Source organism: Rhodococcus sp. 105337, assembly GCF_012844225.1.
Lineage (GTDB): Bacteria > Actinomycetota > Actinomycetes > Mycobacteriales > Mycobacteriaceae > Rhodococcus.
The window spans coordinates 63,749-78,529 of the sequence record NZ_JABAGQ010000007.1 but is presented as its reverse complement, the minus strand read 5'-3'; the positions used below and the strand labels follow the sequence as shown (position 1 = coordinate 78,529).

Annotated in this window: 12 protein-coding genes; 8 read left to right on the top strand and 4 right to left on the bottom strand. The window is 67.9% G+C overall.

Annotated elements, in window-relative coordinates:
* Positions 1–71: 71 nt before the first annotated feature.
* From HF886_RS13010 to HF886_RS12995, 4 genes are all read left to right on the top strand, one after another.
* Positions 72–1,457: a cystathionine beta-synthase gene (locus HF886_RS13010; RefSeq protein ID WP_169621533.1), complete on the top strand. Its 1,386-nt coding sequence runs from the start codon at positions 72–74 to the stop codon at positions 1,455–1,457.
* Between the two features lie 14 nt (positions 1,458–1,471).
* The gene (locus HF886_RS13005) at positions 1,472–2,623 is read left to right on the top strand and encodes a cystathionine gamma-synthase (protein ID WP_169652511.1); all 1,152 of its coding nucleotides are present in this window, start codon (positions 1,472–1,474) and stop codon (positions 2,621–2,623) included.
* A gap of 108 nt (positions 2,624–2,731) precedes the next feature.
* Positions 2,732–4,642, top strand: a complete 1,911-nt coding sequence (locus HF886_RS13000; protein WP_346765360.1) for an SEC-C domain-containing protein — start codon at positions 2,732–2,734, stop codon at positions 4,640–4,642.
* 150 nt (positions 4,643–4,792) lie between these two features.
* On the top strand, positions 4,793–6,151 hold the full coding sequence (locus tag HF886_RS12995; RefSeq protein WP_169652510.1) for a bifunctional lytic transglycosylase/C40 family peptidase: 1,359 nt from the start codon (positions 4,793–4,795) through the stop codon (positions 6,149–6,151).
* A gap of 75 nt (positions 6,152–6,226) precedes the next feature.
* On the opposite strand, the gene greA is transcribed toward HF886_RS12995, so the two are convergent.
* Both greA and HF886_RS12985 read right to left on the bottom strand, forming a co-directional pair.
* Positions 6,227–6,721, bottom strand: coding sequence for a transcription elongation factor GreA (gene greA, locus HF886_RS12990; RefSeq protein ID WP_072700355.1), 495 nt, complete (start codon positions 6,719–6,721; stop codon positions 6,227–6,229).
* Positions 6,722–6,947: 226 nt separating this feature from the next.
* Positions 6,948–7,376 carry a DUF4307 domain-containing protein gene (locus tag HF886_RS12985; protein ID WP_169621536.1) on the bottom strand — a complete coding sequence of 143 codons (429 nt, stop codon included), beginning with the start codon at positions 7,374–7,376 and terminating at the stop codon, positions 6,948–6,950.
* 180 nt (positions 7,377–7,556) lie between these two features.
* On the opposite strand from HF886_RS12985, the gene mca reads away from it, so the two are divergent.
* From mca to HF886_RS12970, 3 genes are read left to right on the top strand one after another with little or no spacing between them, the layout of a single operon-like run.
* The gene (gene mca, locus HF886_RS12980; RefSeq protein WP_169621707.1) at positions 7,557–8,417 is read left to right on the top strand and encodes a mycothiol conjugate amidase Mca; all 861 of its coding nucleotides are present in this window, start codon (positions 7,557–7,559) and stop codon (positions 8,415–8,417) included.
* Positions 8,414–8,755 carry a hypothetical protein gene (locus HF886_RS21085; RefSeq protein WP_240955116.1) on the top strand — a complete coding sequence of 114 codons (342 nt, stop codon included), beginning with the start codon at positions 8,414–8,416 and terminating at the stop codon, positions 8,753–8,755. Before mca ends, HF886_RS21085 begins: the two co-directional genes overlap by 4 nt.
* A gap of 34 nt (positions 8,756–8,789) precedes the next feature.
* On the top strand, positions 8,790–10,784 hold the full coding sequence (locus HF886_RS12970; RefSeq protein ID WP_169652509.1) for a thioredoxin domain-containing protein: 1,995 nt from the start codon (positions 8,790–8,792) through the stop codon (positions 10,782–10,784).
* A 19-nt stretch (positions 10,785–10,803) separates the two neighbouring features.
* Here HF886_RS12970 and HF886_RS12965 read toward each other — a convergent pair whose 3' ends face one another.
* Complete coding sequence (locus tag HF886_RS12965; RefSeq protein ID WP_296551030.1) at positions 10,804–11,499, bottom strand: TetR/AcrR family transcriptional regulator; 696 nt, start codon at positions 11,497–11,499, stop codon at positions 10,804–10,806.
* A 145-nt stretch (positions 11,500–11,644) separates the two neighbouring features.
* Between HF886_RS12965 and HF886_RS12960 the strand changes: the two genes are divergently transcribed.
* A complete protein-coding gene (locus HF886_RS12960) occupies positions 11,645–13,729 on the top strand; it encodes an ABC transporter permease (RefSeq protein ID WP_169652508.1) in 2,085 nt (694 codons plus the stop codon).
* Positions 13,730–13,777: 48 nt separating this feature from the next.
* Here HF886_RS12960 and HF886_RS12955 read toward each other — a convergent pair whose 3' ends face one another.
* Positions 13,778–14,707 carry a mechanosensitive ion channel domain-containing protein gene (locus HF886_RS12955; protein ID WP_169652507.1) on the bottom strand — a complete coding sequence of 310 codons (930 nt, stop codon included), beginning with the start codon at positions 14,705–14,707 and terminating at the stop codon, positions 13,778–13,780.
* Positions 14,708–14,781 lie beyond the last annotated feature (74 nt).

Here is a 14,781-nt window from a genome sequence, read left to right as displayed (position 1 = left end):
GCCTTCGTTCGTATCGAGCATCCCCGCGACCGTCCCCGCAGCGCCGGAGGCGGTCGTGGGATCATGGGGACATGCGCATTGCGGATTCGGTCGTCGACCTCATCGGAAACACCCCACTCGTCAAACTCAACTCCGTGGTGAAACCGGGGTCCGGCCTGGTGGCAGCGAAAGTCGAATACCTCAACCCCGGCGGTAGCTCCAAGGACCGCATCGCGGTGAAGATGATCGACGCTGCCGAAGCCTCGGGCGAACTGAAGCCGGGCGGCACCATCGTCGAGCCCACCTCCGGTAACACCGGCATCGGCCTTGCCCTCGTCGCCCAGCAGCGCGGATACAAATGCGTGTTCGTGTGCCCCGACAAGGTAGGCGAGGAGAAGCGCAACGTGCTCCGCGCGTACGGCGCAGAAGTGGTCGTGTGCCCGACCGCTGTGCCGCCGGAGCATCCCGACAGCTACTACAACGTCTCCGACCGGCTCGCCGCCGAACTGCCGGGAGGCTGGAAGCCCAACCAGTACTCCAACCCCGCCGGCCCGGAAAGCCACTACGAGAGCACCGGCCCCGAGATCTGGGCCGACACCGACGGCAAGATCACGCACTTCGTCGCGGGCGTCGGTACCGGTGGCACCATCTCCGGTGCGGGCCGCTACCTCAAAGAGGTCTCGGACGGCAAGGTCAAGGTCGTCGGCGTCGACCCCGAGGGCTCGGTGTACTCGGGCGGAACCGGCCGCCCCTACCTCGTCGAGGGCGTGGGCGAAGACTTCTGGCCCAGCGCGTACGACGCGTCCATCCCCGACGAGATCATCGCCGTCTCCGACGCGGACTCGTTCGAGATGACTCGCCGGCTCGCCCGGGAAGAGGGTCTGCTCGTCGGTGGCTCGTGCGGCATGGCCATGGTCGCCGCGCTGCAGGTCGCCGAGCGGGAAGGCCCCGACGCGGTGGTGGTCGTGCTGCTGCCCGACGGCGGTCGCGGTTACCTGGCGAAGATCTTCAACGACAAGTGGATGGCCAGCTACGGCTTCCTGCGCGCGCCGCTCGACGGCAAGCCCGACGCCTCCACCGTCGGCGACGTGCTGCGGGGCAAGTCCGGTGACCTGCCCGATCTCGTGCACACCCATCCCTCCGAGACGGTCCGCGACGCGATCGAGATCCTCCGTGAGTACGGCGTGTCCCAGATGCCCGTCGTCGGCGCGGAGCCGCCCGTCACCGCCGGTGAGGTCGCCGGGTCCGTCAGCGAGCGGGAATTGCTCAGCGCCGTCTTCGAAGGTCGTGCGAACCTCGCCGACCCGGTCGCGAAGCACATGAGTGCGCCGCTGCCCAACATCGGCGTCGGCGAGTCCGTTGCCGACGCGACGAAGGCGTTCGGCGACACCGATGCGCTCATGGTCATCGACGACGGCAAGCCCGTCGGCGTCATCACGCGGCACGACCTCCTCGGATTCATCTCCCAAGGCCGATAGGACACAGATACTTCATGACCGATCAGAATCAGCACGGTTTCGCCACCCGCGCCATCCATGCGGGCTTCGAACCCGACCCGCAGACCGGTGCCGTCAACGTCCCCATCTACGCGTCGTCGACCTTCGCGCAGGACGGCGTCGGCGAGATGCGGAACGGTTTCGAGTACGCGCGCACCGGTAACCCCACCCGCCGTCCCCTCGAAGCCAATCTGGCGGCGCTCGAAAGCGGCACGTACGGGCGGGCTTTCGGCTCGGGTATGGCCGCCACCGACTGCCTCCTGCGGTCGGTGCTGCGCCCCGGCGACCACCTCGTGATCCCGAACGACGCCTACGGTGGCACGTTCCGGCTCATCGACAAGGTGTTCACGCAGTGGGGCATCGAGTACACGCCGGTCTCCGTCAACGATGCGGACGGCGTCCGGGCCGCACTCCGTCCCGAGACGAAGCTGGTGTGGCTCGAGACCCCGACCAACCCGTTGCTCAACATCGGTGACATCGAGGCTCTCGCCGGCGTCGCACACGAGGGCGGCGCCAAGCTCGTCGTGGACAACACCTTCGCCTCGCCGTACCTGCAGCAGCCGCTCACGCTCGGTGCCGACGTCGTGCTCCACTCGACAACCAAGTACATCGGCGGTCACTCCGATGTGGTCGGCGGCGCCCTGGTCACGAACGACGAGGAACTCGACACCGCGTTCGCATTCCTGCAGAACGGTGCGGGCGCGGTGCCCGGTCCGTTCGACGCCTTCCTGACCCTGCGGGGCATCAAGACCCTTGCCGTCCGCATGGAGCGGCACTGCGACAACGCCGAGAAGATCGTCGAACTGCTGTCGGGTCACAAGGCCGTCACCAAGGTGCTCTACCCCGGTCTCGACGACCATCCGGGTCACGAGTACGCGGCCGCTCAGATGCGCCGTTTCGGCGGCATGATCTCCGTACGACTCGCCGGCGGCCGACAGGCGGCCCTGGACTTCTGCAAGCGCACCGAGATCTTCACGCTCGCCGAGTCGCTCGGCGGGGTGGAATCGCTCATCGAGCACCCGGGTGCGATGACGCATGCGTCGACCGCCGGTTCCGCGCTCGAGGTGCCGGACGATCTCGTCCGTCTCTCGGTCGGTATCGAAGACGCCGCCGACCTGCTGGCCGACGTCGAGCAGGCTCTCGGCTGATCCTGCTTCTCCCGGCATCACCACGACGAAAGGCGCCCTTCGGGGCGCCTTTCGCCGTCGATACCGACGTGGCGCCGACCAGGTGGCCGACCCCGTACGATCACGAACGTGACGGACAGTGCAGCCCCCGAAGACGCCCTGATGCACGCCGCTCTCGAGGTACTGAGGATGAACGGTCCCCTCGCTACCGAAGAGCTGGCCGAGCACCTCGAGGATGCGGGTCTGGGCCAGGCCGACGCCCTGGTTCAGGACCTCGAGGAGCTACCCCCGCATCCCCTCGTCCTGTCTCTGCCCGACGGCCGGTTCGCGGCTCTCGATGCGTTGTTCGAAGGACGTGTCTTCACTCATCGGCTCTCGGCCGACGAGATCACCCGTGACCTCATCGCTGTCGACGACGTCGAACCGTTGCTGCTGCTCGTCTCCGAGGACGACGACTTCGAACTCGTCGCGGTGGACGAGCAACGCGACCGCCTCGCCGAGCGCGGCGTGACCTACGACGATCCGCTGCCGCCGGAAGTCCTGCTGTTTCCGCGCGGGACGTTCGCGGGCCGGTCCCCGGGTGATCTCGTGGCGCTCACCGCCGGTGGTGGCAGGCTCTCGCTGGTGCCGGTTGTCGCCGATCCCACTCCCGTGCCCGCTCTGCTCGCCGTCCTCGGACGCCGGAGCGCCGACGGCGCCGCCGCGAGTCTCGACGACGAGCTTCTCCAGGTGCTGGCCGACACCCCGTCGGCGTTCACCGAACCGGCCCCGCCGTTGACCGAGGCGATCGAAGCGGCCGGTCTGGAGCGGTCGGGTGACCTCGTTGCTCCCGAAGGGTTCGATTTCGAGGGGTACATCAGCAGGACGATGTTCGACGAGTACGCCGACCAGCTCGGTATCCCCGTCGACGCGGTCCCGGGTGTCGCTCTGTTCGCATCGCTCGTCGACGCGATCGACTCCGGTGACGATGCCGATCTCGAAGAACGTTTCGCAGAGGGCAAATCCGGTTTGTTCGCGGTCCTGGCAGACCCCGAGATCGCCGAGACCGTACTGGACGAGTTGATCGGCGAGGAGTTCGCTCCCGCGTCCATCGAACAAGCCGCGTTGTGGCTGCTCGATCATGCGCCCCGCCGATCGGCCGCTGCCGCGTACTGGTTCGCCGCGCGTGCGGCCGAGGCCGACGGCCGGATCACGGACGCCGAGCGACTGTACGAGAAGTCCGCCGACGAGGGTGGCGAGTTCGACCTCGCGTTGTTCGATCTGGCTCGCTATGCGTCGGATCGGGGGGACGCGGTACGCGGCCTGTCGCTGCTCTCCCGGATTCCGGGCGGGGACGAGCATCCGCTCTACGACGTGCTCCAGCACTTTCAGCCTGTCGAGCGACCAGGCCTGGGGCGCAACGACCGGTGCTGGTGCGGGTCGGGCCGGAAGTACAAGGTGTGCCATCTCGGCAAGGCGGATCATCCGCTCTCGGAGCGGGCGGAATGGCTGTACGTCAAGGCGACCATGCACGCGCTCGACCCGTCGTGGGCCGACGAACGGGTCGCGCTGGCGGAGGCGCGCGCCGGATACGGAGACGACGACGCGGTCGCCGATGCCGTCCACGACCCGTTGGTCGACGACGTACTCCTCCACGAGGCGGGAGCTTTCGCGGACTTCGTCGAGCGCCGGGGTGTGCTTCTTCCCGAGGACGAGGCGGAGCTGGCGCGGCGATGGACCGGTGTCGCGCGGTCGGTGTTCGAGGTGCTCGACGTCCGTCCAGGCGAGGGAATGGCCTTGCGAGATGTCCGGAGCGACACCGTAACCGAGGTCCACGTGCCGACGATCACGGGCGAACTCCCGGCCGGGACGCTGCTGTGCGCGCGGGTCCTGCCTGCCGGTGAGCTGCACGTGATGCCGGGCGGCGCCGAGGTCGTCACGGAAGAGCAACGCGAGGTGCTGCTCGAGATGCTCGGCGACGATCCGGTGGACGCGGTGGACCTCGTCGAGGCCCTCACGGGAGCCGACGCGGCCGACTTTTTCGCCTCCGTGGACGAGTAACTCTCAGCCCTCCCGTCCCAGTGATCTCACCAGCCCCAAAACTGGAACCTGTTCTCGAATATATGTGATATGAAGTAGCAGTATTCGTACCGGTGACGGGCGTCACAAGTACGGTGAGGGTGTTCGGTCATCGGGATGTGGGGGTTGTGGATGTCAGTCGACCCGTCTGCGGTCATCGTGGCGGTGGCCACGGCAGCAAGCGCACTCGTGCAGGGAGCCGACATACCAGCGGAAGTAAAGGACCAGGCCACACAGGTAATCGAGTCTTTCGAAGCTGCGGCTCCGGCAACGGATACAGGTGCTCAGGACTTGGTGGCCGCGCTGCCCGAGCCGATGCAGGAGAGTGCGCAACAGGCCGTCGCAGACGCAACGCGGTCGGTCGCGGAGGCCATCGAGCCGCACCTTCCCGCCGAGGCGGCAGCCGCACTGGAACCCGCGCCGCCACTCGTACCGGCACCGCCTGCCGCTCGGCCGACGCCGTTCGGAGTGACACCGTCCCTTCCGCTTCCGCCTCCGCCTCTCGCGCCGAATCCCGGTCCGGGCACGGGATCCGCGGCTCCCGGAGGTGGCGGCGGGGTCACCCTCCCGTCGATGCCGGCGACCCTCCCCGGCACGACGCTCGCCCCGATCGGCGCGATCGCGGTATTCGCTCCGTGGCTGAAGAAGGCAGGTGCGCTCTGTGACGGTGTCACCGCACCGGTGCTGGCCGCGCTCTACTCGGCGGAGAACGGATTCCGGTACGGGTCCACCGCACCCGTCTCACCGGTGGGCGCCAAGGGGCCCGGGCAGTTCATGCCCGGAACCTGGGATCAATACGGCAAAGATGTCGACGGCGACGGCAGAGCCGACATTCTCGGCATCGCCGACCCCGTGATGGCCTCGGGCAACCTGCTCTGCGACAACTACAAGCTCATCGACGACTGGAAGCGGCGCGGACTCGTCCAGGGCGACACCCTCGACCTGACGCTCGCCGCCTACAACGCGGGAGTCGGCGCCGTGCGCCGATCCGGGGGTATGCCGTCCGGGCATCCCGACTACGAAAATCAGACCAAGCCCTACGTCGCGAAGATCCGCGCGTCGGAACCGGTCTTCGCGCGCATGCTCTCGCCGTTCCTGGGGCTGGGGATCGGTGGCTCGACCGACACCGGCAATCGCATCGTCGACCTCGCGTTCAAGTTCCTCGGCCTTCCGTACGTCTGGGGCGGCGGCAACATCCACGGCCCGTCGGGCGGCGGGTTCGACTGCTCGGGACTGACGTCGCACGCGGTGTTCGCGGCGACCGGAATGACGCTCCCGCGCACATCCGAGACGCAGTGGCGCGTCGGCACCGAGATTCCGCTCCAACTCGCGCAGCCGGGCGACCTGCTGTTCGGAAACTGGCAGGCAGGCGGTCCGGGACACGTGGCGATCTACATCGGTGGAGGACAGATGGTGCACGCACCCACCACCGGAGACGTCGTCCGCGTCGGCGCGGTCTTCCCGGATATGAAGGCACGCCGCATCATCTGAGAGTCGGCAGTTCGCCGGAAACGACAAGGACCAGGCCGGAAAATCCGGCCTGGTCCTTTTTGTGCGACTCAGGGATCAGCCCTGGTACGGCTCCGCGCTGACGAGCGTCACCTTCATGGTGTTGCCGTTGGGCAGCGTGTACTCGCGGGTCTCGCCGACCTTCGCCGAGATCAGCGCGCCACCGATGGGCGAACCGGGGGAGTAGGTCTCGAGGTCGCCGTTGCGGGCGCCTTCTTCGCGCGTCGCGATCAGGAACGTTTCCGTGTCGGTCTCGTCACCGTCGTAGTAGACGGTGACGACCGAACCGGGGAGTGCGACACCGGACTGAGTCGGTGCCACTCCCACCTTGGCGGCGCTGAGCAACTCCTGGAGCTGACGGATGCGGGCTTCCTGCTGGCCTTGCTCTTCGCGCGCCGCGTGGTAGCCGCCGTTCTCCTTGAGGTCACCCTCTTCGCGACGCTCGTTGATCTCGGCCGCGATGACGGGACGATTGGCGATGAGCTGGTCAAGTTCGGCCTTGAGTCGGTCGTACGACTCCTGGGTCAGCCAGGTCACCTGGGTCTCGGTCATCTCGATCACTTCCTTCGGGTTGGAGCCCCCGGCTCCGTGGACAAGTCGTGCACGTGCAACGACTACGAGCACGACCCCCGCAATCCCCCCTGGTATGCAGGTGAGCAGGGCCGCACTGTGCTTCTATGCAGCAATACACGGCCCCAATGGGTGGAACCGTGTATCCCGATATTCTAGCACCATCGCGGTGAGGTGCCGGGAAAACCGCTGCTGAGAGCGATGAAACTCAGGGCGCGCGCAGGTAGTCCGGGGCGTCCGTGCTGCAGCCGTACTCGTCGGCCATTCCGGGGCGTTGCGTGGTGGTGATCCGCGACGTGAGGACGACGGTGGGGGAATCGGATGCGGGGATCAGAACCTCGCGCCGGCCCGTCTCGCTGCCGTCTTTCGACCGCGCGCGGATGACGCACACCGCGTCTTGCGTGGGATCGTCGCGGGTGACCTTGAGTTGCACGTCGATGGCGTGATCGTCGACGACATCGAACGCCACGATCTCCGACTCGATCGGCGCCGAGTTGTTCTGGAACAACACGAACGCGAGCAGCAGGCCCGCGACGAGACCCGCCGCGGTGAAGCCCCAGCGTCTGCCCCGCATCGACCCCTTCTTCGAGGGGTAGCGATCGGAGGGGTAACGGTCGGTCGTGGTGGTGTTGCTCATCACTTTGCCTTCGAGCCCGTGCAGGCGGGCGGGCGGTGCCGCGGGGTCACGGCTGACGGAGGGATTATCAGGTGGAACTATAGGGGAAGGACCCGAACGGCCCGCGAGGCGGTCGCCGGTGCGGTCACGACCATGCACAAGACGTGAGGTGGAGGAAAACACGTGAGCGGACTACGGCTCATGGCCGTGCATGCCCATCCCGATGACGAGTCGAGCAAGGGTGCGGCCACGATGGCGCGTTATGCGGCAGAGGGTCACGATGTTCTCGTCGTCACGCTCACTGGCGGCGAACGCGGTGACATCCTCAATCCGGCGATGGACGTCGCGGGCGTCCGCGACCGGATGAGCGAAGTGCGACGCGAGGAGATGGCCGAAGCCGCCCGCATCCTGGGCGTTCAGCAACTCTGGCTCGGCTTCGTCGACTCCGGGCTGCCCGAGGGAGACCCCAAGCCCCCGGTGCCCGAAGGCAGCTTCGCGGCGATCCCGCTCGACGAACCGGTACGCAGGCTCGTCAAGGTCATCCGCGAGTTCCGGCCCCACGTGATGACCACCTACGACGAGAACGGCGGCTACCCGCACCCGGACCACATCCGGTGCCACGAGGTGTCGGTCGCCGCGTTCGACGCCGCAGCGGACCCCGAGTTCCATCCCGAACTCGGTGAGCCGTGGGAAGTGGCCAAGCTCTACTACTCGCACGGCTTCATCCGCAAGCGGATCGAGCTCTTCCGCGACGAGTACGTGCGTCGCGGCGAGAAGTTCCCGATGGACGAATGGCTCAGCCGGTGGAAGACCGAGCAGGGCGACCTCATGGCCCGGGTGACAACCCAGATAACCTGTGGTGACTACTTCCCGCAGCGTGACGATGCGCTGCGGGCACACGCCACGCAGATCGATCCCAATGGCTCCTTCTTCGCGGTGCCGTTGGACATCCAGCAGAAGGTCTGGCCGACGGAGGAGTTCGAGTTGGCCAAGACCCGCGTGGTCACGCAGATTCCCGAGACGGATCTGTTCGCGGGCATCGAGGACGGACGGGTGAAATGACGGTAGACACGCTGGCGGTCGCGGTCCTGGCACAGGACCCGACCGGTCCCGAGTTCGGCAAGGCGTCGCCTTTCGGTCTCGCGCTGGTCGTGGTGCTGCTGATCGCGACGGCCCTGCTGATCTGGAACATGAACAAGCGTCTCGGCAAGCTGCCCGAGACCTTCGAGCCGGAGAATCCCGAGCCCGACCAGCTGGTGGACGACGGCACCCTGCCGGGCGTCGTGCAGGCCGGCGATGCGGCATCTCCGTCCACCACGACGGGAGCCACCGCCGTCGAGCTCGGAAAGACGGAGTCGCCGGCGGATCCGGAGCGCACGCCTCCCACCGCGTCGAACTGACGTCGTCGCCCGCGCTTCGACGTAACGTGGGGGAATGGCGAATCTCCTTGCGGATTCACTGAGTCCCTACCTGCGGCAGCACGCCGGTAACCCGGTCGACTGGCACGAGTGGGGCGAGGCAGCACTCGCGGAGGCGCGTGAGCGCGACGTGCCGATACTCCTGTCCATCGGCTACGCCGCGTGCCACTGGTGTCACGTCATGGCGCACGAGTCCTTCGAGGACGAGGCGACCGCTGCGGTCATGAACGAGCACTTCGTGTGCGTCAAGGTCGACCGGGAGGAACGTCCCGACCTCGACGCGATCTACATGAACGCGACCGTCGCGACCACCGGGCAGGGCGGATGGCCGATGACGTGCTTTCTCACTCCCGACGGTGCGCCGTTCTATTGCGGCACCTACTACCCGAGCACGCCGCGCGGGGGGATGCCGTCCTTCCAGCAGCTGCTCCACGCGATCACCGACACGTGGCACCAGCGACGCGACGACGTCGGAAAGGCCGCGGCCGCGATCGTCGGGGAGTTGCAGCGCAGCAGCGGTGGACTACCGCCCGGCGCGGGCAGAGTCGACGCCGCACTGCTCGACGCCGCCGTGTCGGCGGTCGCGCGTGACGAGGACCGCGAACACGGCGGATTCGGGGGAGCGCCGAAGTTTCCGCCGTCGAATCTGCTCGAAGGTCTCCTGCGCGGGTACGAGCGCACGCGCCGCACCGACACGCTCGATCTCGTCTCCCGTACCGCGGAGGCGATGGCGCGCGGCGGTATCTACGACCAGCTCGGGGGCGGATTCGCGCGCTACAGCGTCGACGCCGGCTGGGTGGTGCCGCACTTCGAGAAGATGCTCTACGACAACGCGCTGCTGCTGCGGTTCTACGCCCATCTCGCCCGGGTTACCGGTGCGGTGCTCTTCCGGCGGGTAGCGGAGGAGACCGCCACCTTTCTCCTGCGCGACCTGCTGACCGCCGAAGGCGGCTTCGCCTCGGCGCTCGACGCCGACACCGACGGCATCGAAGGCCTCACCTACGCGTGGGCACCCGCGCAGCTCGCCGAGGTGCTCGGGCCGGACGACGGCGCCTGGGCGGCGCACGTCTTCTCCGTGACTCGGGAGGGAACCTTCGAAGCCGGCACCTCCGTGCTGCAGTTGCGCGACGATCCCGATGACGCGGAGCGGTTCGCGCGGGTGCGCGAACGGCTGCTCCTGTCGAGGCAGACCAGGCCGCAACCAGCCCGCGACGACAAGGTCGTCACCGTCTGGAACGGTTTCGCCGTCACCGCGCTCGCCGAGGCGGGAGTGGCCTTCGGCGTCACCGAGTGGATCGAGGCCGCCGCGACCTGCGCCCGGACGCTGCTGGACCGGCACCTGGTGGACGGCCGTCTGCGACGGGCATCGCTCGGTGGGGTGGTCGGTGAGCCTGCCGGGGTGCTCGAGGATTACGGAGCATTCGTCACCGCGCTCGTCGCCCTGCACCAGGCAACCGGCGATGCGAGCTGGCTCGCTCCCGCCCGCGGGCTCGCCGATACTGCTCTGGCCGCCTTCGCCGACCAGGAGAAACCGGGTAGCTGGTTCGACACCGCACACGACGCCACGACACTCGTCGCGCGGCCGCGAGATCCTATGGACGGCGCGACTCCGGCGGGCGCGTCGCTGATCGCCGAGGCGTTGTTGTTGCTGTCGGCACTCGAGGACGGTGACGGCCGGTACGCCACCGCTGCCCATGCGTCCCTGGCCGCCGCGTCGATACTGCTCGAGCGTGCCCCCCGGTCGGCGGGCCATTGGCTGACCGTGGCGGAGGCGGCCGTTCGAGGGCCTCTCCAGATCGCCGTCGCCGGCGGCGGCGACCTCCTGCGGGCCGCACGGCACGCCGCACCCGGTGGCGCGATCGTCGTGGGCGGTGATCCGGGCTCGTCACCGCTGCTCGTGGACAGGCCGCTCGTCGACGGCGTACCCACCGCCTACGTGTGCCGGGGGTTCGTGTGCGACCGTCCGGTGACGTCGGTGCCCGATCTCCTGGACGTACTCGCGGCCTCGTGAACGACGCGCGACGCGCTCGTCATGCCCAGGTGGACTCGGCCCGGGAGCCGAGGAAGTCGCCTTCGCTGGTCACGGGTGCCTCGAGCATGCCCGCGCACGCGTCGACGAGGAAGTAGGCGAAGCCGGTCCAGTTCGGCTCGACGGATTCGCGCTCGAGACGTTCTTCGTACTCGGCGCACGCGTCGATCACCATGTGCCCGAGAAGCCACGACCGGCCGGTGATGACCGACGCGGGAAGATCCGACACGGTCGCGCGCGCCCGGCCGATGAGGTGGACGATGTCCGGGTCCGCCGTGGTGTTCGCGGCCACGGTGGCGACCATCGAGGGCACCGTGCGCAGTTGCCGGAGAAATCTCGCTCGCCAACTCGGGGCGGGAAGCGAAGCCAGCTGGTCCGTCAGCGGAACGATGAGGCAGCTCAACAGGTCTCGTAGTCCCGGCTCGGGACCGAGCAACTCGACCAGTTCCCGCCGCCGACGTCGCGCGTCCTCGGAATACCGCATCATCGTCGCGCGCACGAGAGCGTCGCGACTGCCGAAGTGGTAGCTGACGGCGGAATGGTTCGCGTTGCCGGCGTGCTCGGCGATGCGCCGGTTCGACACCGCGTCCACTCCGAACGTGGCGAAGAGTTCCTCGGCCGAATCGAGGAGCGCCTGTCGTGCCTGGTCGCCGTATGTGCCCACGGTCGTTGCCGCCGCCTTTCTGTGTCGGGTCACCAGTGTGCCCAGTGCCGATGGGACGAAGGTCACCAACGTTCGGCTTGTCGAGTTTAAGACATGCCGCGTAACTTTTTAAGTCGGGCAGCGTATTTCTGGAGCACACCGGGAGCCGCGTCAGCCCGGACACCCGAGGAGATACGAATTGACCGACACACTCGCGCCCGAGAAGAGCGGCCCGCCGGGAGGTGACGCCGACGAGGCCGACCTCGCACGTGCTCGCAAGGAACACATCGGCCGCTACGTCGCGATGATCCTGCTGCCGTTCGTGATGGTCTCGATGATGATCACGGGCTACCTGGCCGCGATGCACTCGCCTGCCCCCAACAACATGCCGATCGCCGTGGCCGGGCCGGCCCAGCAAGCGGAGCAGTTCGCTCGCGCCCTCGAGGACGCCGACCCCGACGCTGTGGACGTCCGTGTCGTCTCCGGCGCCGACGCCGCTCGCGATCTCGTCCTGGCCCGCGAGGTGTCGGGCGCGGTGGCACTCGCCGAGAACGGCACCGCGACGGTGTACACGGCCGGTGCCGCCGGTGCCTCGCAGTCCTCCATGGTCAGCGGCCTGCTCGCGCCGCCGGTGCTGGGACAGGGCCTCGATCTCGTGGTGGAGGATCTCGCCCCGCTGCCTGCGCACGACACCGCCGGACTGGCGGCGATGTTCATGGCCACCGCACTCATGCTCGCGGGCTACATGCCGTTGAGCGTCATGCTGTCGAACTCTCCGGAACTCCTGCGGATCCGACGTGTGGTCCCGTTGCTCGCGGGATGGTCCGCCCTCATCGCCTTCCTCGTGTGGCTCGTGGCCGGCCCGGTCCTCGGCGCGGTCGAGGGCAACACCGCCGCAGTCCTGGGCATCTCGTGGCTGTCCGTCTTCGCGGTCGGTGCGGTGCAGTTGTTCCTCACCCGCATCCTCGGACCGATGGCCGTCATCGCCGGCATGTTGTTCCTGATGGTCCTCGGCGTTCCGGCATCCAACATGGGCATGTCGGTGCATGCGCTGCCGGGGCTGTACGCGACGCTGCACGGTTTCCTGCCGACCGCGGCCACCGGTGAAGCGCTGCGTTCGGTCCTGTACTTCGGAGGTGACGGCCTCGGCGGTCACTTGCTGGTTCTCGCCGTCGGAGCCCTGCTCGCGCTCGTCGCGACCGTGGGCGTCGACGCGCTGAAGCGTCGTCGCAACCCTGACGCGGGCGACCCCGAGATCACGCTGCCGTCGCTGACCGCCGGACCGCGTCCGGCCAGCAACCGCGTCCGCTATGTGACGCTGGCGTTCTTCCCGCTGGGCATGGTCGTGATGATGCTCTCGTTCATGCTGGGTGCGATGTACCAGCCGGCTCCGCGCGACATGCCCGTCACGGTGGTGGCCGCGACCACCGAGCAGGCCGAGCAGGTGGTTGCGGGTCTGGAAGAGAACATGACCGGCCTGTTCGCCCTGGAGGCATCCGACTCGGTGGACGCGGCACGCGCCGCCGTCCAGGACCGGACGGCCGTCGCCGCCTACGTCCTCCCGTCCGCGACGTCGCCCACCGCGACCCTCGTCACCAACGAAGCCGCGGGTGTGAGTCAGCAGCAGGTCGTGACGACGGTCTTCGGTCAGGTGGCCGCCGGTTCCCAGATGCCGCTCACCGTCGAGAACCTCGCGCCGCTGCCGGGTGCCGACTCCATGGGGACGGTGACGCTCTACGTCGCGATGGGCTGGATCATGTCCGGGTTCATGCTCGTCGTGGTGGCGAGCAGCGCGCAGCCCGCCGCGATGCGCCTGCGTCGGCTTCTGCCCATCGCCGCCGGGTGGTCGGTGTTCATGTCGACTGTCATCTGGGTCATTGCCGACCCGATCGTGGGAGCCGTCGACGGCCACTTCTGGCAGCTGTTCGCCACGGGTATCGTCGCGATCTTCTCGACGGCGCTGTTCACCGCGGTTCCGGCTCGACTGTTCGGGCTGCTGGCGGTGCTCCCGGCGGTAGCCATCCTCATGTTCCTGGGTGTCCCCGCGTCCAACGGTGCGCTGTCGGTGTACATGACGCCGGAGATCTTCACGACGCTGCACGCGGTGCTGCCGATGCCGGCCGCCGTGGAGTCCGTCCGGTCGATTCTCTACTTCGGCGGCGACACGGTCGGAAGCCACCTCGTCACCTTCGCGATCTGGGGCGCGGTCTCGCTCGTGTGCGTCGTCGTGATCGACGCCGTGCGGGCGCGGTCGGCCGCACGGAAGCAGGCCGTCGACGCCTGACCCCGGTTGTCCCACCCCGGCCGGCGATGCGCACCCGCGCGTCGCCGGTCAGGTGTGTGCGGGCGTGAGCATCACCGACGCCGAGTCGATGTCCTCCTTATCGAACGCCTCGAGTACGGCACGGGTGAGCGAGCGACGTACGCCCCACTGCTTGCCGGCACGCACCCGCACCGTCAGCCGCAGCGTCACGACACCGGCGCTCACAGAGTTGACCCCGAGCAATTCGGGCTTGTCGAGCACGTCGGCCACGATGTCGTCGCCCTCGACCCGGTCGAGCACCGCACGCAGCGCCACCTGACAGGCCCGGTGCACGTTGGCCGTCGGCGCGATCGGGATGTCGACCACGGCGACCGCGTGTCCCTGGCTCATGTTGCCGACCCTGAGGATTTCGCCGTTGCGGCAGAACCACAGGGTGCCGTCGATGTCGCGGATCGTGGTCACACGCAGACCCACCGATTCCACCGTGCCCACGGCGTCGCCCACGTCCACCACGTCGCCCACGCCGTACTGGTCCTCGAGAAGCATGAACATTCCGGAGATGAAGTCACGGACCAGGTTCTGTGCACCGAAACCGAGCGCAACGCCTGCGATGCCGGCGGAGGCGATGAACGGTGCGACGTTGAAGCCGAGACTGTCGAGAGTCTGCAACACTGCCCAGACCAGCACGATGATCGACACACCCGATTTGAAGACCGAGCCGATGGTCTGCGCGCGCTGCGTCCGGCGTTCGCGCGCGTGCGGGTCGCCGACGGCCTTGCCTGCGCGTTGCTGCAGCGGCTTGAGGATCGAGAGCCGTGGCCCCTTCGAGGGGTCGCGAGGCTTGGTCATCCGGTCGATCAGGCGGTGCAACACGAATCGGAGCACGATCGCCGCGACGATATAGCTTGCGATCGCCAACGGGCGTTCGATGAGCCACTCACGGTTGGTCTCGGTCAGTTCGAAGGCCAGGCTCCAGCCGGGCAGGTTCGGCATAGACATCGTTCGCGAGTGTACAAATCTGTGACTTGTGGGGCGCCTGCTGTGAGATGTGACACGTGAGCCCAGCGAGAGCG

Excerpts from the sequence above, each read along its gene's own strand:
- HF886_RS13010 (WP_169621533.1), top strand. The coding sequence starts at position 72 with ATGCGCATTGCGGATTCGGTCGTCGACCTCATCGGAAACACCCCACTC.
- HF886_RS13005 (WP_169652511.1), top strand. The coding sequence starts at position 1,472 with ATGACCGATCAGAATCAGCACGGTTTCGCCACCCGCGCCATCCATGCG.
- HF886_RS12995 (WP_169652510.1), top strand. The coding sequence starts at position 4,793 with ATGTCAGTCGACCCGTCTGCGGTCATCGTGGCGGTGGCCACGGCAGCA.
- greA (WP_072700355.1), bottom strand. The coding sequence starts at position 6,721 with ATGACCGAGACCCAGGTGACCTGGCTGACCCAGGAGTCGTACGACCGA.
- HF886_RS12985 (WP_169621536.1), bottom strand. The coding sequence starts at position 7,376 with ATGAGCAACACCACCACGACCGACCGTTACCCCTCCGATCGCTACCCC.
- mca (WP_169621707.1), top strand. The coding sequence starts at position 7,557 with ATGGCCGTGCATGCCCATCCCGATGACGAGTCGAGCAAGGGTGCGGCC.
- HF886_RS21085 (WP_240955116.1), top strand. The coding sequence starts at position 8,414 with ATGACGGTAGACACGCTGGCGGTCGCGGTCCTGGCACAGGACCCGACC.
- HF886_RS12970 (WP_169652509.1), top strand. The coding sequence starts at position 8,790 with ATGGCGAATCTCCTTGCGGATTCACTGAGTCCCTACCTGCGGCAGCAC.
- HF886_RS12955 (WP_169652507.1), bottom strand. The coding sequence starts at position 14,707 with ATGTCTATGCCGAACCTGCCCGGCTGGAGCCTGGCCTTCGAACTGACC.